This is a genomic window from Ferruginibacter sp. (genome assembly GCF_031430955.1).
Taxonomy (GTDB): domain Bacteria; phylum Bacteroidota; class Bacteroidia; order Chitinophagales; family Chitinophagaceae; genus Ferruginibacter.
The window spans coordinates 1-20,438 of the sequence record NZ_JANPCM010000687.1 but is presented as its reverse complement, the minus strand read 5'-3'; the positions used below and the strand labels follow the sequence as shown (position 1 = coordinate 20,438).

The window sequence follows — 20,438 nt, the reverse complement described above, 5'->3', positions numbered from 1 at the left end:
CTTTAATAATATCCCTTTCGGAAAACATACTTCCGACCATATGTTTGTAATGGAGTATGCTGATGGACAATGGGGCAATTTCAGCATCATACCTTATCAGGGTCTTGTACTTGACCCTCAATCCAAAGCCTTACAATATTGCCAGTGTATTTTTGAAGGTATGAAGGCAACGATGGGGGCAGATGGGATTCCAAAATTACTACGACCCGATTTGAATATTGAACGTTTTAATCTTTCGGCAGAACGCATGTGTATGCCTGCTGTGCCACATGATATTTTTTTAACCGCTTTAAAGGCCATAACGAGCCTGGAAATAAACTGGATTCCGAAAGCAGCAGGAAGTGCTTTATACCTGCGCCCAACAATGATAGCAACGGAAAGTTCTTTAGGGGTAACGCCTTCTGATACCTACACTTTTTATATTTATACGGGTCCTGTTCAACCTTATTTTACAAAACCTATAAAATTAATAACTGAGCAAACACTGATAAGGGCAGTGCCTGGCGGCACAGGAGAAGCCAAAACAGGCGGCAATTATGCAGGCTCTTTATTGGCAGGCCAACTGGCAAAACAAAAAGGGTTTGACCAGATTATCTGGTTGGAAAGCCCTGAGTTTAAAAAAATTCAGGAAGCAGGTATGATGAATTTGTTTTTTGTAATTGGCGATACAGTGATAACCCCAAAACTATCCGGTGCAGTTTTGAAAGGTACTACCCGAACTTATTTTATTGACATTTTGAAAGAAAAAAATATAAAGGTAGAAGTCAGGGATATTTATATTGATGAAATTCTGGAGGCTTATAAAAATGGGGCTTTAAAAGAAGCTTTTGGTTCGGGCACGGCTGCAGTAGTTTCACATATTTGCGAAATTACCCATGGCAATATACACATGGTTTTGCCTGCAGGAGAAAAGGATAAAATAAGTAACATGCTTTATAATGAAATAAATGGACTTAGGGCCGGAACCATTGAAGACAAACGCAACTGGCTGGTACCGGTAGAAATCAATGCTTACATCAACTAAAAATAAAAAAAGTTATGCAAAAAATAAATTGGAATAATATTAAAGTAGAACAGGTAAATCCGAAAATGAAAAGACAATTCATTCATGGAGAAAAAATAATGATTGCCAAAATGGAATTTGAAGATGGGTTTACGGTACCCTGGCATTCGCACGAAAATGAACAGATCACCGAAGTTATCGAAGGTGTACTTCGCTTTTGGTTTGATGATAATGAAAATGAAACCATAGATTTATTGCCGGGTGATGCAATTGTTATTCCCGGAAACCGCCGGCACAAAGCCTTAATGATTGGTAAGGTTATAGAAACTGATACTTTTGCACCACCAAGACAGGATTGGATTAATGGCTCGGATAATTATTTAAGGAAATAGTTAAGTAATAATAAAAATAAAAAATGGATTTAGGAATACAAAATAGAGTTGCATTAATTCTTGCATCAAGCAAAGGATTGGGTAAAGCCGTTGCGGTAGAATTGGCTAAGGAAGGTGCCAGGGTAATTATTTGTGGCACTGATGCAGCAGCGTTAGCAGCCACCGAAGCAGAAATTGAATTGATTGCACCCAATAATGTTGTATCGTTTGTTTGCGATATTACAGATGAAAATCAACGTAAAAATTTGGTGCAACAAAGTATAAAAGCTTTTGGAAATATTGAAATCCTGGTAACCAATACAGGTGGCCCTGCGGCTGGTGCATTTGAACAATTCAATTTAGATGATTGGAAAGCTATCTACAATTTACTGTTTTTGAGTGCGGTGGACATTATTCAACAGGTATTGCCAGGCATGAAAGAAAAAGGTTTCGGACGTATCCTTACCATTACTTCTGTTGCTGTAAAACAACCTGCCGACAACCTGATTTCCTCCAATGCTGTACGAACAAGTTTATTGGGTTTGGTAAAAAGTTTATCCAACGAAGTAGCTATTTATGGTATTACAGTCAACAATTTATTACCCGGATACACCCGTACCAACCGGCTTGAAAATCTTATTGAAAAAAATGCGAAAGTAAATGACGTAAAAGAAAGCATCCCGATGAAACGGTTTGGTACCCCCGCAGAATTTGCCGCTGCTGCCGCATTTTTAGTAAGTGAACGGGCCAGCTATATTACAGGCCAATCATTGGCAGTAGATGGCGGTTGGATTAAAGGGCATTAAATTTTTTGTTGTGTTGATAGATTGACTTTGCCGTTTCAGCGGATATTTTTAAACTAACACTCCGATATATATTCTTTGTACTATTGTACATTTACCTGCTACCATTGGGCTGCCGCTTTTAGAAATACCAGCAGTTACAATATAGTGTACAACTGGTTAGCAGGTGAAAGATTTTTGTTTTGTATCAACACAGCAGTGCGGCTTTTTATGAAGAAGGCGTGGCTTTACATTTTATGCCAAAGCACTTCCGAGGTATTTAGAGTGGTAGTATAATGGTTGAGTAGTTTTTCCAGCAGCGGGGTTTCACGGAAAGTGCTTTTCAATTTATTGCAATATGCAGTGAAAACCCCGCTGAGACGAAAAATGCTAAGTATTTATTCTATTGGTCCCATCACTTATCTCCATTACATAAGCCTCCAGCTCAATATTAAATTCCTTTTGATAGGCTTCAGAAACTTCATTAATAAAATCATCAACCGCTTCTTCTTTTACAATATTAATAGTGCAACCTCCAAAGCCACCACCCATCAGTCTTGCACCAATTACATTTTTATTATTGCCTGCCTGTTGTACTAAAAAATCTAATTCGGGGCAGCTAACATGGTACAGTTTACTTAAACCTTCATGCGTAGCAAACATTAATTTTCCAAAACCAGTTATATCGTTTTGCTGTAATAATTCACCCGCTTTTACAGTGCGTTCAATCTCTTCTACCACATAAGTACAGCAGTTAAAAACTTCAATACTCATTTTATCTTTATGCAGTTCCACATCACCGGGGCTTTTAATATCCCGGAAAGATTTTATCTGCAATTCTTTTTTTAAAATAGCCAGGCCTTCTTCGCATCTTTTTCTTCTTACATTATACTCGCCACTTACCAGTGTATGATGCACTTTACTGTTGAGTAAAACAATTTTATATCCATTTAATTGCAGCGGAAAATATTGATGGGTTATATTTTTACAATCCAGTAAAATAACATGATCTTTTTTTCCATTGAGGTTGGCATACATATCCATAATGCCGCAGTTTACACCAGGAAAATTATGTTCGGCACGCTGGCAAAGCAGTGCCAGGTCTACACGGGTTAAACCAACACTAAAAATATCATTTATGGCATACGCCAACCCGCCTTCTACTGCAGCAGAAGAACTGATACCGCTGCCACGGGGAATATCACCTCCAAAAACACAGTCAAATCCGCCAATATTTTTGCCCGCTAAAACAAATTCATTTACTACGCTCAGTACATAATTTTTCCAGTTGTCTATCTTTTTTATTTCATTAATTTTTATTGATAGCGATTCTTCAAAATCTGCGGCGTAAAAATTAATGGTGTCAGTTTTATTTACTGCAATGGCATAATAAACGCCTTTGTTAATTGCAGCCGGCATTACATAGCCGTCATTATAATCAATATGCTCGCCAATTAAATTAATGCGGCCCGGAGAAAAATACACATTGGGTGAGCCGGCAAAATTTTTTTTAAAAATTTTTACAACATTTTCGGCAATACTGTTCATGCGGCTAAGGTAATAAAGTGATTTTATAAGTAGTGATAAAAGTTGCTGATGAACCCGGCAATAATACCGTTGCGCCCATTCCGTTATTAAATGCATCGGGTGCGCCACTCAAATTTTCGATAGCAATACTTTTGCGGTGGTGTGGTGTATAAATTTGCAGGTAAGGATAACTTTTTTCCGGATGAATTTCTACCTGTATTTTTTGTGCTGCATCTCTTACTACACACATGGGCTGACACTCGGCAAAATTTACTGTAAAACAATTATCAAATTCTGTAAGCTCAATTTTTTTTAATGAGCCAAATTCCTGGTAGGGCAATAATTCTCCGGTGGGTATCAATGCTTCATCAAACACTACAATTTCTTTACTTTGAAATTCTAATTGCAGATCATCAATACTGCCACCAAAACTAAAATACGGATGCCATCCATCCTGCACAGGAATCAGGCCTTCATCATCGTTAGTAATGGTAGTGGTAATGTTTAATACATTTTCTTTTTTTAAAAGATAGGTAACCGTACAGGTATATTTAAATGGATAGCCATTTTCTGTTGCGTTATATTGATGCTCCAATACAACGCATGCATTATTGGCATCTGTCCATTTTTCTTTTACAGTAAACACAGCATCGTACAATAAACCATGCAGGGCATTACCATTTAATAAAAATTTTTCGGTTGTATATTGTTTTTCGCCAAAATTATAGGTAGCATTTTTTATGCGGCAAACAAAGGGAGAAAGTTTGCAGCTTTTAAAACCTTTAGCCGTTACATTATTTTTAAAGTCGGCAGTGTTTTCATAACTGTCTATTACATTTAATAAAGCACCGTTATGTACAATTGTAAAGGCATGTAAAATGGCTCCGCAGCCGGGAATAATTTCTACAGATGTATTTGCAGTTACATCTTTTAAAATGATTTTATCAAAATCAGCATCATGGATCGATGTTGCTTCAAACATGTGGCCTCGCCAGGAATCGAACCTGGATCTGGAGCTTCGGAAACTCTTATACTATCCATTGTACTACGGGGCCTTTTTTGTTAATTGGTTAATTAGTAGCCTTCGATAATTGAAATCACTTTCAAATTTCAACCAATAAACTAATTAACCGGTAAACCAATCAACCATTCTATGTACCAAACTTTACAATATTAGTTCCAAATATTTTAACAGCAATAGCAATTAATATTACCCCGAAAAATTTTCTTATTACCGCCATGCCGTTAGGGCCTAAAACTTTTTCTATCCATTTTAATGATTTTAATACAATGTATATTATTACACAGTTTATTAAAATTCCAAAAAAGATATTAATGTCATCGTAATTAGCTTTTAAGCTCATTATGGTAGTTAATGTTCCGCTCCCTGCAATTAGGGGAAATGCAATGGGTACTACACTACCACTTTTTAAATTACTATTATCGGGCTTAAAAAATTCCATACCTAATACCATCTCTAATCCTAATATAAAAATTACAATACTACCTGCTACTGCAAAACTTTTTACATCAAGCCCTAATATTTTTAAAAATTCGTTACCTACAAATAAAAACAAAATCATTAATCCGCCGCTAACCAATGTGGCTTGTGTAGATTTTATTTGCCCGCCCATTTTTGCCCTTAAAGAAGCTAAAACCGGTACAGAGCCTACCACATCTATTACTGCAAATAAAGTAAATGTAACAGAAAGCAATTGCTTAAAATTATATTCTCCCCATTGCATAATGCTAATTTTTGCAAATATAAACAGCCTGAATTGATTTACCGTTAAAATGCTTTGGGTTTATGTGTTTCGGCTGTAGAAGTTATGTTGGAGCAAAACTGGTGACTATACTCACCTTGGTTAAAAGCAACCTTAACCACACAACCATAATGTATTTTAAACTGGTTAAAAGAATCAATTAAAGCAGTGTTGGTAATGTAAGATAATATGCTTCTTAATACGCCGCCATGCGCTACTACTGCACAGGTGGTATTGGTTGCTACTATTTTATCAAAGGCAATTTTTACCCTGATATACAAATCCACATAACTTTCGCCTTGCGGTATTTGCACATTTACAAAATCATTCATCCAGGGATCAATTTCATGTTGGGCAATATCATCCCAGGATTGCATTTCCCATTTACCACAATTAATTTCTTTTAAATCGTTATTAAAATTTACAGTGTGTGCAGGAAATAATTTTTCTGCTAAAAGACTGCATCTTTTTAATGGGCTGCTGTGTACTTGCAAAATAGTATCCGGCAAAACCGATTGTATAATTTTATATTCGGCAGCAAAAGTTTCAGTAACATCTAAATCGGATTGACCGTAACAAATTCCTTTTTCAACTAAAGGTGTGGTGTGCCGTATTAAATAAATTTCCATAAAATAATAAGGCTTAAATAAATTAATACTTCGGCTACTTGTTGTACTGCACCCAGGCAATCGCCGGTGTAGCCTCCAATCCATTTTTTAAAATATCTATTTATATAAAAAGTAAATAACAATGGCATTAGCAGCACCACAATTATTTGCCACTGGCTAAATAACAGCAATGGTAAAGCAGCAAAAATAAATGCCAGCAATGCTTCTATTGCTGCAATTTTTTTAGCTAATGGCTTTGCTTTAGCATCTTCATTTTCTCTTACATAATTGCTAAGCAACATTATTATTACCGGAAAAAATCTTGATAAAGCATGCCCTGCAATTATTACCATTGCAATTTTATTTACCGGCAATGTAATTAATAAAGAAAATTTTAGCAGCAATAAAAGCACTATGCCAATTGCTCCATAAGCTCCTACCCGGCTGTCTTTCATTATTAGTAAAATCTTTTCTTTTGTCCACCCGCCCCCAAAGCCATCGCATACATCTGCAAAGCCATCCTCGTGAAAAGCACCGGTTACCAATACAGATGCTATCATAGAAAAAATTACTGCCACACTAACATTGGTAACATAATTAATTGCAAAAAAAACTGCAGCAGCTATCACGCCTGTAATAATCCCCACCAATGGAAAATAGCGGGTAGCTTTATTCAACAAGTCGGGCTCATGCTTCATATTTTTGGGCACTGGTATTCGGCTGTAAAACATTATTGCTGTTAAAAATATTTGCAGTTCTTTTTTCATTTATGCTTTGTTGCTTACGCCAGCGGTTTCAAAACTTGCCATTTCATTTAAAAAATTTACTGCCGATTGCAGCAGCGGTATTGCCAAAGCAGCACCTGTACCTTCGCCCAGCCTCAGGCCCAGTTGCAGCAGCGGCGTAGCTTTAAAATATTCCAGCATTTTTACATGCCCCTGCTCACCACTGGTATGTGCAAACACACAATAGTCAATTACTTTTTCATTTATTTTTTGTGCAATTAATAAAGCTGCGGTTGCAATAAAACCATCTACCACAATTACCATATTTAATTCTGCAGCTTTTAAATAAGCGCCAGTCATCATGGCAATTTCAAAGCCGCCAATTTTAGTTAGCAATTCAATAGGTTGGTTTGCTAAGGTATTTAATTGCTGCAGGGTAAAAACTTTTTCCAGCGTCGCAATTTTTATTTTTAATTGCTCTTCATTAGTACCCGTACCATTACCCACACAATCTTTTACTGGTAAATTTAAAAGCACACTCATTATCAGCGATGCCGATGAGGTATTGCCAATGCCCATTTCTCCAAATCCAATACAATTGCAGCCATTATCAAAAATACCCGATACAATAATACCACCTTTAGCAATGGCTTCTTTACATTGCTGCTTACTCATTGCAGGTGCTTCTAAATAATTACAAGTGGCTTTTGCAATTTTAACATGATTTATTTTGACGTCGGTTTCAAAATCGAAATTTACGCCTGCATCCACCACCGTTAGTGCAATATTATTTTGCCTGCAAAAAATATTTATTGCAGCGCCGCCCTGTATAAAATTTAAAACCATTTGCGCTGTAACGGCCTGCGGGTACGGATTTACAAGCCCTGTAGCCGCAATGCCATGGTCTGCAGCAAAAACTACAATATGTGGCTTGTGTATTTGTGGAGATAATGTATTTTGTATTACCCCAATTTGCAAAGCCAATGTTTCTAACATGCCTAATGCGCCAACGGGTTTGGTTTTATTATCAATTTTTTGTTGCAGTTGCTCTTGCATTTTTATTTTTTATAGAAGTAGTAAATCGCAAAACCAAAATCCTTTTGTGCCCACATCTTTTATTGGCGTAGGATGAGGGCCTAAGTTTATTGCCAACGCTTTATATGTTTTTTCGCCAGTAATAATATTTATAGGTGTTTTAAAAACAGGGCCTTCAAAACAATAGGTATGAAATTCGCCATTTTCGCCGCAGGCATCAACAGTGGCGGGCAGTTCCTTTACAAATGCTGCATCAATTATTCTGCCGCACCAGCTTTCATCTAAGTAGCCATCATTAATACAGCAAATGCAAGTTTTAAATCCTTTGTCAATAAAATCATTTACCATCCATTGGGTGTCTGTTTTCCAAATAGGAAAAACACATTGCATTTGCAAAGTGGCCATTTTTTGTTCCCTGTATTGGCGCAGGTCTTCTAAAAATATATCACCAAAAATTACCTGATTAATATTTTCGGCTTTTGCCTGCAGCAATATTTTTTCCATCTGCTTTTCGTACTCAGCATTGCTGGCTTCGTACACATAAACTTTTAACAGCGGCAGGCCAATACTTTTGGCTTGTGCTTCTATCAGTTCTTCCCTTACGCCATGCATACTTAGCCGCTTGTAATTACCATTAAAAGTGCTGAGTAAATATTTCACTTCGTAAATACCTTCTTGCAGAACTTTATACAATGCATAGCTGCTGTCTTTACCGCCGCTCCAGCTCATTATGGCAGGTATACGCTTATCCTCTGCAGCATTTACGTCAATATTATTTTTCATTTATTTTTCCTTTATGTTTACCGGTATGCCACTCACCATTAATATTACTTTGCTTGCTTTTGCAGCAGTATACTGGTTGGCCCAGCCTTGCAAATCGGTAAATTTTCTGCCTATTTCTGATTCGGCATGTACACCCATGCCTATTTCGTTGCTAATTATTATAAACGTACCGGGCATTTTATGCAATGCATTAATTTGTGTTTTAAATAATACCAGCGCTGCATCAATATCGTTTTTAGTATCAATAAAAAAATTGGTAAGCCAGAGTGTAACGCAATCAATAATGCATACTTTATTTTCAATTGGTAATTGGCAAACATTTCTTTGCTCTTCGTAATTTATCCAGCGTTCGTCTCTGTCGTTTTTGTGCCGCTGCACCCTTTTTTCAAAATCATCATCCCATACTTTTGCTGTTGCTACGTACACCGGATTGCTGGATAATGATAACGCTAATTGTTGTGCGTAACTGCTTTTGCCACTTCTGGCACCACCAGTTATAAAAATAATATCGCCGTTATCTGTTGACATAAAATATTTTTTGTTCAATAAATAACTGATAACGGCTTTTTAGTTGTAATAAACAATTACTGCAAAGGCAATCACTGTATTTTGATTTTACAAAGGCTTCTTCAGCAATGGATAATTCTATACCGTAGCATTGGCATTTTAAAATATCCCCCACTTTACATTCAAATGCAGTATTGCAGCGGGGGCATTTTTTTTCTTCGTGTTTACACATGGGTAACTCTATTAGAAGAGTAATGAAAATATTTTTTTTGCAGATAAACAGGTACTTTAAATAAATCAGGATGAAATAATGCGGCGAGTAGTTCAATGCCATCTACCAAAGTAGAAGCAGAGGGTTGTGTAAACAAATCAAAATCGCAGAGGTACACCTGGTTATTTTTTACTGCTTCAATAGTATCCCAATTTTCTTTTTGTGTAAGCAGGTGCATTTCTTCAGTTGCCCTTTCAATATGAAAGCCGCAAGGTGCAATAATTAATACTTCGGGATTGTATTTTACAATTTTTTCAAATGGTGTAACAATGCTATCGCCTGCCGGGTTGCTAAGCATATCTATACCTCCTGCTTGTGCAATTTGAAATGGTATCCAATGGCCGCAATTATAAATGGGTGCTATCCATTCCATCAGCATAATTCTTTTTAAAGGCATCTGGTGCTGGCGGAGTGTGTCTAAAATAGTAGCCGTTCTTTTTTGCAATACGGTTAAATAAGTATATGCTGCTTCCTCGTGTCCTAATGCAGTGGCAATGGTTACAGCAGTTTGATAAACATCTTGCAAATTATTGGGCGTAAGTGGAATAATTTTTGGCTGCTTAGATAATTTTGAAACGGCAGCGGCAGTACATTTGGTATCTATCTGGCATATTTCGCAGGTATCTTGCGTAAAAATAATATCGGGTAAAATGTGTTCCAGTAATTCTTCTTCTACATAATATAAACTTTTGCCCTGTGCTTTACTGGCACTAAATATTTTATCGATCTCGGCGCTGCTGTAATTTTTTCCTTCCATTACACATCGCACTACTTTCTGTTTTTCGGCCAATGCCTGTGGTGGACATTCAAAAGTAATGCCCTGCAATAAATGCTGCAGACCCATATCGTAAATCATTTGTGTGGCAGCAGGAAGAAAAGAGCTTGCTTTCATGTTTATGCAAATTGAAGTGAGGGGTTTTTAGATTTCATCCATTCAAATGAGCCAAACATTACACTACAATACACCACTGTGCTTAACAGAAAATTTTTCATGTATGGCAACCCCTGTACATAACATTGTATTAAACCATTAAAATTTTTTGATAATGGTTGCATAGTCCTTAAATCGGTACCGCCGCCTGCCCATACTGTAAAATCGGCCAGCAGCCAATGACTTACCGCAGCTACAACAGCTGCAAGCAATACATTTTTTACCGTTACATTTTTTATCAACCACTTACCAATAAATGTTATTAAAATAAAAATACTGTAAATCCAATACCAGCCGCTGTACATAATGCCATATTTGCCATCAAACACAAAAGCCTGTATAATTAAATCGCTTGCTAAAAGTGTAAGTAATGGAAATAAAACAGCCTTCCATTTTTTTGTAAAATAAGCGCCACCAAATAACCCCATGGCACCAATGGGTGTAATATGGCTCCACGGTGTAATAATTGCCGAGTTTGGAATACGCATGGCTGCAACTGCAAGCATAAATAGTGCAAGCACTGCAAAACGTGGATTAATTTTTTGTGTTATCATAACAATTATTTTTTAAAATGAGCAGGCAGTTTAACACTGCCTGCTTTAGAATTTATAGATCAAAACTTAAACCTGTCATTACGTTAAATTTTTTACTATTGTAACCTACTACATCAAAATATTGTTGATTGGTGATATTGCGTAAATCAATAAACAGCCTGAAATATTTTGCAAACTCATAACCCAAATAACAATCAATGGTATAATACTGCGGTTGTGTGGCCGGCCCTGCATCGTATTGTCCTTTTAATCTTGTACCCACAAAACGGAAAGACGGCATCAGCGTTAAGCTTTTAACCGGTTGCAGTGTAAGCACACTGTTCATTACAAAATTGGGGCGACGGTAAAGGTTTTTCACATTTACATTATTGTTTCTGCCTTCGCCATCAACGTAAGTAAAATTGTTTGTCCAATTACCTTTTTTTCCTATGGCAGTGCTGCTTTCTAATTCAAAGCCGTAATCATGCTGCTCATCTCTATTTATATATTTACTTACAAAACTTGAGTTGGTGTAAAAAATAATCAGGTCTTTAATATCTCTTTTAAACCCAACAATACGGAAGGAGTTTCTTTTATTGTTGCTGAATGTTTGAACACCCAGTTCGTAATTATTACTTTTCTCTGGTTTTAAATCTTTATTGCCATATTCGCTGTACAACTGGTAAAGCGATGGTATTTTATACGCCGAAGAAATATTTACAAATACCCTTGTGTTTTCATCTATGTTGTAAGATGGATTGAAAGTGTATGTAGCGTTGCTGCCATAAATACTATGGTTGTTGTAACGAAAACCTGCTTCCAGGTTAAAGCCTTTTACATCCGTCAATAATAATGAATTATATAAAGAAAAATTATTTGCTTTAGCACTGTCGCCTAATGCTGTTTTATAAGGACCGAAAGAGCTGATGCTTAAATAATCCTGACTGGTTTTTTGGCTAAGGTATTGCACACCTGATACCAACGATAGTTTTTTATGCAATAAAATATTGCCATACAATTCTGTAATATTTGAGTTGCCATTGTAATTACCTTTTGAATATTTAGCAAAGCCTCCAACGCTGGCACTATCATCTGTATAAACTCTTTCTGCTTTTACAAAAGTTTGTGATAAATGTAATTGAAGCTTTGCAACAGTATAGGAAAATGCAAGGTTGCTGATGGTATTTTTGTTATCAACCACATTATCTTTATCGTCTTTAAATGCACCAGCATCTACATTGGCTTTGTATTTGGCAAAGCTGTACAATCCTTTTACGGCAAACCGGTCATTTATTTTATAGCCAAGGTTAGCCTGCACATTATTCTGTGTAAATTTATCGTCATCAAAGTTTTTTATACCCGTACTGTCGTAAGCACTTGATAAGCCTTTGCTGCTGGTAAAGTTATAACCAACATTATAACTAAACTTATCAATAGTACCATTGATGCCTGCATTGCCACGCAATGTACTGTAACTGCCATAAGTAAGCATTGCAGTGGGGCTAATTTTATTTTTACCCCCTTTTATAGTAATGATATTGATAACCCCGGCCACAGCATCGCTTCCCCATAAGGTACTTTGTGCTCCTTTTAAAATTTCTATTCGTTCAATTTGCCCAACAGCAATACTGTTTAAATCGAATGAGTTACTAATTTGAGAAGGGTCTCCAACTGGCACCCCATCTATTAATATTAGTGTATTGCCCGAACCTGCACCACGGAAATACACATCTTGATTAGTGCCTAAATTATTATTAGCCCCATTGATAAAAACACCGGTTTGAGAATTAATGATTTCGGTGATTGTTTTACCAGCATTGCGTTGCAATGTTTCCTGATTAATTACTGATACTACTTTACCGGTAGTGCTTTGTTTCTGTTGAAACTTAGTGGCGGTTACAATTACTTCGTCTAATTGTTTTGCAGCTGTTGTGTCTTGTTGTGCCTGCGCAGCGGTGCTGATTATTACAGCAGCCGCAATAAAAATTTTCTTTTTCATTTTTGAAAAAATTTTTTTTTGTGACTGCTTCCGAGAAAATAAAAAAGAAAGAAATATAAATGCAATTACGCTTTTACATTTCAAGCCTTTCACCCGAAAGCTAAATGTTGTTGATTGAACCTGGCAGGTCTTCTGGCTTACAACACATTTTCAACACCTTCCCGTTTTTAAAACAGTGGTTATGAAGATTGAAATGTTCCTTATATCCGCCAGTTAGCGGATTTGGGTATTGCTTACAGCTACGGGGATAGCTCCCGAATTTAACGGGATTCCCTTTTAATACCGATTTGACATCGGCAACCAAATCTGCTGCAAATGTAGGGAGATTGATTTTTAATTTTAAAAAATATTTATGCCATTGTGGAAAAATAAAAAGCCACTGTATGTACAATGGCTTTAAAAATTATGGAATTATTTTTTAAAAGAATTACGAATGACCGTGCCCTTTGCGTTTGCCGTTACCCACTTTCTTTTTTACGGGCACTAAAGCCATACCGCAGTTTGGGCAATTACCCGGTTTGGTGGTAATAATTTCTGGATGCATGGGACAGGTAAATTTATTTGCCGATACATTTTTTTTGTTGTGCTGCTTGTGTGTGTTTACCTTTTTGTTCTGTGCAAAACCTGCAGTGCTGGCTGCAAATAATATTGCAACCGCAATCATTATTTTTTTCATGTTTTTAAATTTTAATTATGAAATATATGTTTTATTAGTGTTTTTACTGTTTCCATAAAAAAGCGGGTATTATAATCATGCACCGCAGTACCTTATGAGCTATACCAAAAGCCTGCCACATTTTATTAGGGTGTTAATTATTAGTCAAACTCTTTTTTATCCTGCTCCGCCAGGTATTTTTTTAAAGCCTTTTCGCCAAACTGTTTAAATACTACCGGTGTTACAATCATATCTAATAACGTAGAGCTGATTAAACCTCCCAAAATAACGGTGGCCACCGGATATAAAATTTCTTTGCCGGGAGCTGTGGCATCCATGGTTAATGGTATAAGGGCTAATGCTGCAACTAATGCGGTCATTAAAACGGGCACTAATCTTTCTAACGATCCACGGATGATCATACTATCGCTAAAAGTTTCGCCCTCGTGCTGTACCAGGTGAATATAATGCGAAATCATCATTATACCATTGCGGCTTGCTATACCCGTTAGTGTAATAAATCCCACCATCGTTGCAATAGAAAATACGCCACCGGTAAGCATCACCGCAATTACACTTCCTATTAATGCCAATGGAATGTTCAGCATTATTTGAAATACAATTCTTGAAGATTTAAAATGACTGTACAACACTAAAAAAATACCCAGCAGCGAAAAAATACTTAATAACGAAATTAATTTTGATGCGGATTGCTGGCTTTCAAATTGTCCGCCCCACTGCAGGTAATACCCTTGAGGTAATTTTAATTGCTCCTTTACTTTTTGCTGCATTTCTTTTACGGTTGTTCCCAAATCCCGGCCCTGTACATTAGCGCTTACCACAATCCTTCTTTGCGTATTTTCATGCGATACTGAGTTAACCCCATTCTCCATTTCTATAGCAGCTATTTGAGATAACGGGATAAGCGAACCATTGGGTAATGCAATTTGTGTAGTGCGTATATTTTCAATATTACTTCTGTCTGCGTCACTGGATCGCAATAAAATATCAAATGTTTTTTGCCCGTCCAGTACCTGGCTGCTTACTTTGCCATTGTAAAAAACCTCCAGATCTTCGGCAACTTTTCCTGCCTGCAATCCATAACGCTGCAAAGCGTTTCTGTCAATCTTAATTTGCAATTGCGGTACCAGCACCTGTTTCTCCACCTGCAGGTCAACTACACCGGGCACCGTGTTTAAAATTTCTTTCATTGCTGTGGCAGCCGTTCTCAATTCTGCTAAATCGTTACCAAATATTTTTACGGCTACCTGTGCCCGTAGACCGGAAAGTAAATGATCTAACCGGTGAGAAATGGGCTGACCTATATTGATGTTACTGCCTTTTAATATTTCCAGATTAGCTCTTATATCGGCAAGCACCGCATTCATACTGCGGTGATCTTTTTTTAATGCCACGTCTATTTCGGTATAGTTAGGTGGCTCGGCATGTTCATCTAATTCTGCCCTGCCCGTTCTTCGGGAAGTGAGCAATACATCCGGTATTTTTAAAATTTGCTGCTCGGCCACAGTACCAATTTTATTAGATTCCTCCAATGAAGTACCGGCAGGTGTTACAACATTTATTGTAAAACTGCCCTCATTAAAAGGTGGCAAAAATTCTGTACCAAAAAACGGAACAATGGCAGCAGCTGCAATAATTAATGCAATGGCAGCGGCAATAATAATTTTAGGATGCTGTAAACTTTTATGTAAAATTTTAATGTCCTGTTTTTTTAACCACCTTACCAAAGCGCTGTCATGCAGTTCCATACCAGGCTGCTGTATTGCTGCATGTTGTTGGCTATTTATTTTTTTCTTTTTCCAGAATAATAAATTTACGGGCCGCAGGCTTTTTTCTTTACCCAGCAAATAACTGCACAATGCCGGGGTAACGGTTAAGGAAACCAGCAGCGAAGCAATGATAGAAGTGATATAGGCAATACCCAATGGCGCAAATATTTTTCCTTCGATACCCTGCAAATAAAATAAAGGTAAAAAAACCAGCACCACAATAATGGTTGCATACACAATTGAATTTCTTACTTCGCTGCTGGCTTCGTAAATTACTTTCAGCAAAGGTTTAGGATGGGGGCTTGCCCAATTTTCTTTTAATCTTCTAAAAACATTTTCTACATCTACTATAGCATCATCTACTAATTCTCCAATGGCAATAGCCAAACCGCCCAGTGTTAACGTATTGATGGATATGCCGAACATTTTAAAAATAATAGCCGTAATTACCAGGGATAATGGTATTGCGGTTAGAGTAATTATTGTAGTACGAAAATTAAGCAGGAATAAAAACAAAATAATTACCACCAGTATAAATCCGTCACGCAAAGCCACTTCTACATTGGTAAGTGAATTAACAATAAAATCTTTTTGATTAAATACATTGGTTTGAATTTTTACATCTTTGGGTAAAGAAGTTTGCAGTTCTGCAATAGCCTTTAATATCTCATCAGTTAAACCAACCGTATTGGCACCCGGCTGTTTTTCTATATTTAAAATAACAGCAGGCTTGCCGTTTAAAGAGCCGTCACCACGTTTTACGGCACCACCAAATTTTACATCGGCCACCTGCTTTAATAATACCGGTGCATTATCTTTATTGGCAACTACGGTGTTGGCTAAATCATCCAATGTATTTGCCCTGGCAATATTTCTTATTAAAACTTCCGATCCTTTATTATCGAAAAAACCACCGGTGGTATTTTGATTGGTTAACTGCAATGCTTTGTCCACTTCATCAATACTTATATTAAACTGCCGCAATTTTTCTGATAATACTAATACCTGGTATTGTAACCTTTCGCCACCAATCGGTATTACCTGGCTTACACCTTTTATACTCATCAATCTTCTGCGGATGGTAAAATCTGAAATGGTCCTTAATTCAGCGGGTGATGTAGTGTCGCCTGTTACAGCCACCATCATTATTTGCCCCATGATAGAACTAATGGGACCCAGCTGTGGCGCAATGCCATTGGGTAATTGAATAGATTGCAGTTTTTCTGCAGTTAATTGCCTTGCCCTGTACACATCAGTATTCCAGTCAAATTCTACAAACACCATTCCCAATCCGGGTGTGGCTACAGAGCGTACCACTTCTACACCCGGCGCACCATTTAAAGATGTTTCCACCGGAAGATTTACCTGTGCTTCAATTTCTTCGGGTGCCATACCGTTAGCTTCTAAAAAAATGGTTACCCTCGGCCTGTTTAAATCGGGCAACACATCAACCGGCAAATTAATTAGTGTAATAATCCCATACACCATTATCAGTGCAGCAAATGCAATTACAAACAGCCTGTTGCGTAAAGAAAATTGAATAAGTTTATTAAGCATGTTGTAAAGTATTTATCCGGTTATTTTTTCTCCTGAACCATTTAGTACTGATAAAGAAAAGCAAAAAGCCACTGAGAATAGTTATAATACCAAAAATGGAAAATGCACGCAATACCCAGTTATTAATATTATCCCTGCCATTATAATCCATAGTATGAAACATCCATAATAAATCAAATGTTCGCCATTTTTCATTCCGGAATGTTTCTACTTTTCCGCTTTGTGCAGCTACATAAATATTAGTATTACTTTCATGATGAAACAATATCTTCCATGCAGGTAAAGGTTTTTCACGGTATTCATCGTGGCTGCCTGTGGTGGTAATATATTCTGCTGATTTTAAATTGGGTTGCCCTTCAAAATTCTCTGCAGCAATTTTTATAGCTTCTTCTTTAGTAATTGATGGTTTTATTGTGCCAGTTACAGCATCTGCCAAAACCGATTTATAATTTTTGTTTGAAAAATACCTGATATAATAAAATGGTTTTTGCAAAATATTCACTACTTCAATCTGATGTACAGAATCGGCTTTTTCAGCAAGACTGCCAAGGACAATACCGGGTGAAATAAAATTAAATGGAGCCGACAAATGAGGTGGATGTTTGTGCTGCAAATCGCCATGTATTTCATCAATATTTGTCCAGCTGAAATAAAGCCCGCTGATTGTCCATAATAAAAATTGAATGCCCAGCAAAACACCCAGGTAGCGATGGGTGCGGCGGATATAATAGTGTTTACTTTTTGCCATAAATAATTATCGTGTCAGGGATTTTTAAAATATTGCCAATTAAAAAAAGCCCTCCGGAAAATAATACCGGAGGGCCATTGTATTATTTATTTTTAGATAACCAGGTTTGAAATTGAATAATTTCTTTTGACTGATCTTCAATTATTTTCTGTGCCATTTTTTTTAAGGCCAGGTTTTTTCCGTGAGACAGTTGATCTTCGGCCATAGTAACTGCACTTTCATGATGAGGTATCATCATCATCACAAAATCCTTATCTGTATTCCCCGTCATAGGCATGGCTTTCATTTTGGCATCCATTTTTTCCATTGTTTCTCCCAGCTCATTATGTTTTTCGCCAGCTTCTTTTTTCATCTCCGGCATCTTATAATTTTTCAGTATGTTTTTAAACTGATCAATTTCTGCCTGCTGACCGGTAACAATATTTTGTGCAATAGCTTTTATTGACGCATCGGTACCTTTTGAGATTTCCATTTTTGCCATATCAATGGCACCCTGGTGATGTGCCATCATCATACTGGCAAAATCGTAATCAAAATCGCCGGTCATTTTCATATCCTTCATCATGGTATGCATACCATCCATCGAGGTCATCATGCCGTTATCCATATTCATTTTACCCGGTTGCATGGTATCCTTCATATCCATGTGGCTCATGGAGCTGTCTTTTTCGTGTGTAGTGCTGCTGTCTGTTGAGCTGTTGCAGGACTGCATAAAATATGCACTGCCCATTAAAACTGTTGCCATTACAATTGTACTTTTCATGTGTGTGTGTAGTTTTTAAATAATTATTAAAATATTTGTGTTATTTTTTTTGCATGTAAAATTTTTAAAAAATAAAAGCTTAATAAATAGATGAGCAAAGGCAGCAGCATAAATTGCAGCACCGGCGTAACGCCAACTTTAACAACAGGTAACAGCGGCATTGCAGCAGCATAAGCCCAGCTTGCTAATTTTAAATGCCGCATTTCTGATAACACTGCCCCAATGCCACCCAGTAAAATAATCAGAGTGATACGTTGCCCGTTTAACTGATTTATCCAAAATGGATTTTTAAATATTAATACCAAACCAAAATAAAGCAGCAGCACCATAATAACATCTGCCAGCGTAGCCAGGGCACAAAATGCGATATGGTCAATATCATAAACTGAATTTTTATATAAGGGCAGTTGAATTAATTCCCAGGTAAAATTCAGGAGGAAAGAAAGAATTGAAACAATAAAAATATACCGGTTAAAAACTTTTTTACCGGTAACTTTTTTTAATAAAATAAAGTATAAGAGTCCTGTAACCGTTAATGCTATAAAAGGAAATAAAAAAATTATCGGTTTTATTGTATTCATTTTAGAAACTGATTACAGAAATTTATTAAAATTATTTTTCAACTTTTTACTTTTAACATACTTGCGTTTATTGCAACTACAATGGTACTCACCGTCATTAATGCAGCACCGGCAGCAGGGCTTAATAAAATTCCCTGATTATATAAAACACCGGCTTCTAATGGCAATGCCACTACATTATAGCCTGTAGCCCAAATTAAATTCTGTATCATTTTACGGTAAGTGGCTTTTCCAAATAAAATTAAACTCACAATGTCTTTGGGGTTACTGTTTACCAAAACAATACCTGCAGTTTCTGCAGCTATATCGCTGCCACTGCCTACTGCAATGCCAATATCTGCAATGGCCAGTGCAGGTGCATCATTCACTCCATCACCCGTCATGGCCACAAATGCTCCTTTGCTTTGTAACTCTTTTATTTTTTCTAATTTTTGATGGGGGAGTACTTCAGCAAAGAAACTATCCATGCCCAATGTTTTGCTTACACTTGCTGCTACTTTACTGTTATCGCCGGTAAGTAAAATAGATTTGATATTGTTTTGCTTTAATGTTTTTATTGCATCTGCAGATTCTGGCCTTATCTCATCAGATAATGCAATGTAACCTGCTAATTGATCATTGATAATTACAAACACAACTGTCTCCGTATCGTTGGCTGCAAAGCCTTCGGGCATGGCAATATTTTTTTCTTTTAAATAACCCGGACTCACCACCAATATCTTTTTTCCTTCTACAGTAGCTTCAACCCCTTTGCCGGTGATGGCATTAAAATTTTCTGTTGCAGGAATAGTGATAGAAAGTTCTTTTACTTTTTGCAGAATGCCTGTTGCAATGGGATGTTCTGATTTTTGCTCCAAGGCAGAAGCCAGTCGAATAATTTCATTTTCGTTTAATTCTTTTTGGAGAGGAACGATCTTAGATACTTCAAATTTTCCCACAGTTAATGTTCCTGTTTTATCAAAAACAATCGTTGTAATTTTTCTTGCATTTTCAAATGCTGTTCTGTTCTTTATCAGCAATCCATTTTTTGCAGATAATGCCGTTGATTTTGCAACAACTAATGGCACTGCCAATCCTAATGCATGAGGGCAACAGATTACAATTACGGTTACCATTCTTTCCATTGCAAATGCTAATGATTGGCCGGTTAAATACCAATATAAAAAAGTAACAATGCCTGAAACAATTGCTATCAGCGTTAACCATCTTGCTGCCCTGTCTGCCAGTAATTGTGTTTTAGATTTTGATTTTTGTGCATCATCAACCAATTTTATTACCTGTGACAGATAAGAATCTTTTGCAGTATGCGATACAGTAACTTTTATTGAGCCACTGCCATTGATGGCGCCGGCAATTACTTTATCTCCTTTAGTTTTTTGTACCGGCTTGCTTTCACCGGTTAACATACTTTCATTTAAATAACTTTCACCTTCTGCTATTATTCCATCGGCTGCAACTTTTTCTCCCGGTTTAATAAGTATTACGTCATTGGCATTTAAGTTTACT

The 20,438-nt window shown here is 36.8% G+C and carries 21 protein-coding genes, 1 tRNA gene and 1 riboswitch; of the genes, 3 read left to right on the top strand and 19 right to left on the bottom strand.

The genetic code is table 11. The annotated features are described in order from the left end of the window. The 3 genes from ACY65O_RS19715 to ACY65O_RS19705 all read left to right on the top strand — a co-directional run. Positions 1-1,024: branched-chain amino acid aminotransferase (locus tag ACY65O_RS19715; protein ID WP_462222571.1), on the top strand; the 1,024-nt coding region annotated here is incomplete at its 5' end. A gap of 14 nt (positions 1,025-1,038) precedes the next feature. Continuing rightward, on the top strand, positions 1,039-1,395 hold the full coding sequence (locus ACY65O_RS19710) for a cupin domain-containing protein (protein WP_462222570.1): 357 nt from the start codon (positions 1,039-1,041) through the stop codon (positions 1,393-1,395). 23 nt (positions 1,396-1,418) lie between these two features. Continuing rightward, positions 1,419-2,180 carry an SDR family oxidoreductase gene (locus ACY65O_RS19705; protein ID WP_462222569.1) on the top strand — a complete coding sequence of 254 codons (762 nt, stop codon included), beginning with the start codon at positions 1,419-1,421 and terminating at the stop codon, positions 2,178-2,180. Between the two features lie 366 nt (positions 2,181-2,546). On the opposite strand, the gene galK is transcribed toward ACY65O_RS19705, so the two are convergent. The 19 genes from galK to ACY65O_RS19610 form a co-directional block, all read right to left on the bottom strand. After that, positions 2,547-3,704 (bottom strand): galactokinase, encoded by a 1,158-nt coding sequence (galK, locus tag ACY65O_RS19700; RefSeq protein WP_462222568.1) that lies wholly within the window; start codon positions 3,702-3,704, stop codon positions 2,547-2,549. 4 nt (positions 3,705-3,708) lie between these two features. Next, the gene (locus tag ACY65O_RS19695) at positions 3,709-4,665 is read right to left on the bottom strand and encodes an aldose epimerase family protein (protein ID WP_462222567.1); all 957 of its coding nucleotides are present in this window, start codon (positions 4,663-4,665) and stop codon (positions 3,709-3,711) included. A gap of 1 nt (position 4,666) precedes the next feature. Next, a tRNA-Arg gene (locus ACY65O_RS19690) sits at positions 4,667-4,738 on the bottom strand. Between the two features lie 96 nt (positions 4,739-4,834). Further along, positions 4,835-5,428 (bottom strand): MarC family protein, encoded by a 594-nt coding sequence (locus ACY65O_RS19685; protein ID WP_462222566.1) that lies wholly within the window; start codon positions 5,426-5,428, stop codon positions 4,835-4,837. A 44-nt stretch (positions 5,429-5,472) separates the two neighbouring features. Then, entirely contained in the window at positions 5,473-6,075 is a 603-nt protein-coding gene (cobC, locus tag ACY65O_RS19680) for an alpha-ribazole phosphatase family protein (protein ID WP_462222565.1), read from the bottom strand. Beyond that, positions 6,060-6,821, bottom strand: a complete 762-nt coding sequence (locus ACY65O_RS19675) for an adenosylcobinamide-GDP ribazoletransferase (protein ID WP_462222564.1) — start codon at positions 6,819-6,821, stop codon at positions 6,060-6,062. The genes cobC and ACY65O_RS19675 overlap by 16 nt, the downstream gene beginning before the upstream one ends. After that, complete coding sequence (cobT, locus tag ACY65O_RS19670; RefSeq protein WP_462222563.1) at positions 6,822-7,835, bottom strand: nicotinate-nucleotide--dimethylbenzimidazole phosphoribosyltransferase; 1,014 nt, start codon at positions 7,833-7,835, stop codon at positions 6,822-6,824. It abuts the gene before it with no gap. A 9-nt stretch (positions 7,836-7,844) separates the two neighbouring features. After that, entirely contained in the window at positions 7,845-8,597 is a 753-nt protein-coding gene (locus ACY65O_RS19665; protein WP_462222562.1) for a Dph6-related ATP pyrophosphatase, read from the bottom strand. Then, positions 8,598-9,125, bottom strand: a complete 528-nt coding sequence (locus ACY65O_RS19660) for a bifunctional adenosylcobinamide kinase/adenosylcobinamide-phosphate guanylyltransferase (protein ID WP_462222561.1) — start codon at positions 9,123-9,125, stop codon at positions 8,598-8,600. Beyond that, on the bottom strand, positions 9,112-9,336 hold the full coding sequence (locus ACY65O_RS19655) for a cysteine-rich CWC family protein (protein ID WP_462222560.1): 225 nt from the start codon (positions 9,334-9,336) through the stop codon (positions 9,112-9,114). Before ACY65O_RS19655 ends, ACY65O_RS19660 begins: the two co-directional genes overlap by 14 nt. After that, the gene (locus ACY65O_RS19650; protein ID WP_462222559.1) at positions 9,329-10,267 is read right to left on the bottom strand and encodes an ABC transporter substrate-binding protein; all 939 of its coding nucleotides are present in this window, start codon (positions 10,265-10,267) and stop codon (positions 9,329-9,331) included. Before ACY65O_RS19650 ends, ACY65O_RS19655 begins: the two co-directional genes overlap by 8 nt. Positions 10,268-10,269: 2 nt before the next feature. Continuing rightward, positions 10,270-10,860, bottom strand: coding sequence for a DUF6580 family putative transport protein (locus tag ACY65O_RS19645; RefSeq protein WP_462222558.1), 591 nt, complete (start codon positions 10,858-10,860; stop codon positions 10,270-10,272). 52 nt (positions 10,861-10,912) lie between these two features. Beyond that, positions 10,913-12,838: a TonB-dependent receptor plug domain-containing protein gene (locus ACY65O_RS19640; RefSeq protein WP_462222557.1), complete on the bottom strand. Its 1,926-nt coding sequence runs from the start codon at positions 12,836-12,838 to the stop codon at positions 10,913-10,915. Positions 12,839-12,943: 105 nt separating this feature from the next. Further along, positions 12,944-13,158, bottom strand: a riboswitch (cobalamin riboswitch). A gap of 107 nt (positions 13,159-13,265) precedes the next feature. Beyond that, entirely contained in the window at positions 13,266-13,514 is a 249-nt protein-coding gene (locus tag ACY65O_RS19635; protein WP_462222556.1) for a heavy metal-binding domain-containing protein, read from the bottom strand. A 140-nt stretch (positions 13,515-13,654) separates the two neighbouring features. Continuing rightward, entirely contained in the window at positions 13,655-16,840 is a 3,186-nt protein-coding gene (locus ACY65O_RS19630; protein WP_462222555.1) for an efflux RND transporter permease subunit, read from the bottom strand. Next, the gene (locus ACY65O_RS19625) at positions 16,833-17,588 is read right to left on the bottom strand and encodes a ferric reductase-like transmembrane domain-containing protein (protein WP_462222554.1); all 756 of its coding nucleotides are present in this window, start codon (positions 17,586-17,588) and stop codon (positions 16,833-16,835) included. Before ACY65O_RS19625 ends, ACY65O_RS19630 begins: the two co-directional genes overlap by 8 nt. An 82-nt stretch (positions 17,589-17,670) precedes the next feature. Beyond that, positions 17,671-18,351 (bottom strand): DUF305 domain-containing protein, encoded by a 681-nt coding sequence (locus ACY65O_RS19620; protein ID WP_462222553.1) that lies wholly within the window; start codon positions 18,349-18,351, stop codon positions 17,671-17,673. A 26-nt stretch (positions 18,352-18,377) separates the two neighbouring features. After that, positions 18,378-18,932 carry a hypothetical protein gene (locus tag ACY65O_RS19615; RefSeq protein WP_462222552.1) on the bottom strand — a complete coding sequence of 185 codons (555 nt, stop codon included), beginning with the start codon at positions 18,930-18,932 and terminating at the stop codon, positions 18,378-18,380. A gap of 38 nt (positions 18,933-18,970) precedes the next feature. Further along, positions 18,971-20,438: heavy metal translocating P-type ATPase (locus ACY65O_RS19610; RefSeq protein WP_462222551.1), on the bottom strand; the 1,468-nt coding region annotated here is incomplete at its 5' end.

Coding starts and splice junctions, on each gene's coding strand:
- ACY65O_RS19710 (WP_462222570.1), top strand. CDS start 1,039: ATGCAAAAAATAAATTGGAATAATATTAAAGTAGAACAGGTAAATCCG.
- ACY65O_RS19705 (WP_462222569.1), top strand. CDS start 1,419: ATGGATTTAGGAATACAAAATAGAGTTGCATTAATTCTTGCATCAAGC.
- galK (WP_462222568.1), bottom strand. CDS start 3,704: ATGAACAGTATTGCCGAAAATGTTGTAAAAATTTTTAAAAAAAATTTT.
- ACY65O_RS19695 (WP_462222567.1), bottom strand. CDS start 4,665: ATGTTTGAAGCAACATCGATCCATGATGCTGATTTTGATAAAATCATT.
- ACY65O_RS19685 (WP_462222566.1), bottom strand. CDS start 5,428: ATGCAATGGGGAGAATATAATTTTAAGCAATTGCTTTCTGTTACATTT.
- cobC (WP_462222565.1), bottom strand. CDS start 6,075: ATGGAAATTTATTTAATACGGCACACCACACCTTTAGTTGAAAAAGGA.
- ACY65O_RS19675 (WP_462222564.1), bottom strand. CDS start 6,821: ATGAAAAAAGAACTGCAAATATTTTTAACAGCAATAATGTTTTACAGC.
- cobT (WP_462222563.1), bottom strand. CDS start 7,835: ATGCAAGAGCAACTGCAACAAAAAATTGATAATAAAACCAAACCCGTT.
- ACY65O_RS19665 (WP_462222562.1), bottom strand. CDS start 8,597: ATGAAAAATAATATTGACGTAAATGCTGCAGAGGATAAGCGTATACCT.
- ACY65O_RS19660 (WP_462222561.1), bottom strand. CDS start 9,125: ATGTCAACAGATAACGGCGATATTATTTTTATAACTGGTGGTGCCAGA.
- ACY65O_RS19655 (WP_462222560.1), bottom strand. CDS start 9,336: ATGTGTAAACACGAAGAAAAAAAATGCCCCCGCTGCAATACTGCATTT.
- ACY65O_RS19650 (WP_462222559.1), bottom strand. CDS start 10,267: ATGAAAGCAAGCTCTTTTCTTCCTGCTGCCACACAAATGATTTACGAT.
- ACY65O_RS19645 (WP_462222558.1), bottom strand. CDS start 10,860: ATGATAACACAAAAAATTAATCCACGTTTTGCAGTGCTTGCACTATTT.
- ACY65O_RS19640 (WP_462222557.1), bottom strand. CDS start 12,838: ATGAAAAAGAAAATTTTTATTGCGGCTGCTGTAATAATCAGCACCGCT.
- ACY65O_RS19635 (WP_462222556.1), bottom strand. CDS start 13,514: ATGAAAAAAATAATGATTGCGGTTGCAATATTATTTGCAGCCAGCACT.
- ACY65O_RS19630 (WP_462222555.1), bottom strand. CDS start 16,840: ATGCTTAATAAACTTATTCAATTTTCTTTACGCAACAGGCTGTTTGTA.
- ACY65O_RS19625 (WP_462222554.1), bottom strand. CDS start 17,588: ATGGCAAAAAGTAAACACTATTATATCCGCCGCACCCATCGCTACCTG.
- ACY65O_RS19620 (WP_462222553.1), bottom strand. CDS start 18,351: ATGAAAAGTACAATTGTAATGGCAACAGTTTTAATGGGCAGTGCATAT.
- ACY65O_RS19615 (WP_462222552.1), bottom strand. CDS start 18,932: ATGAATACAATAAAACCGATAATTTTTTTATTTCCTTTTATAGCATTA.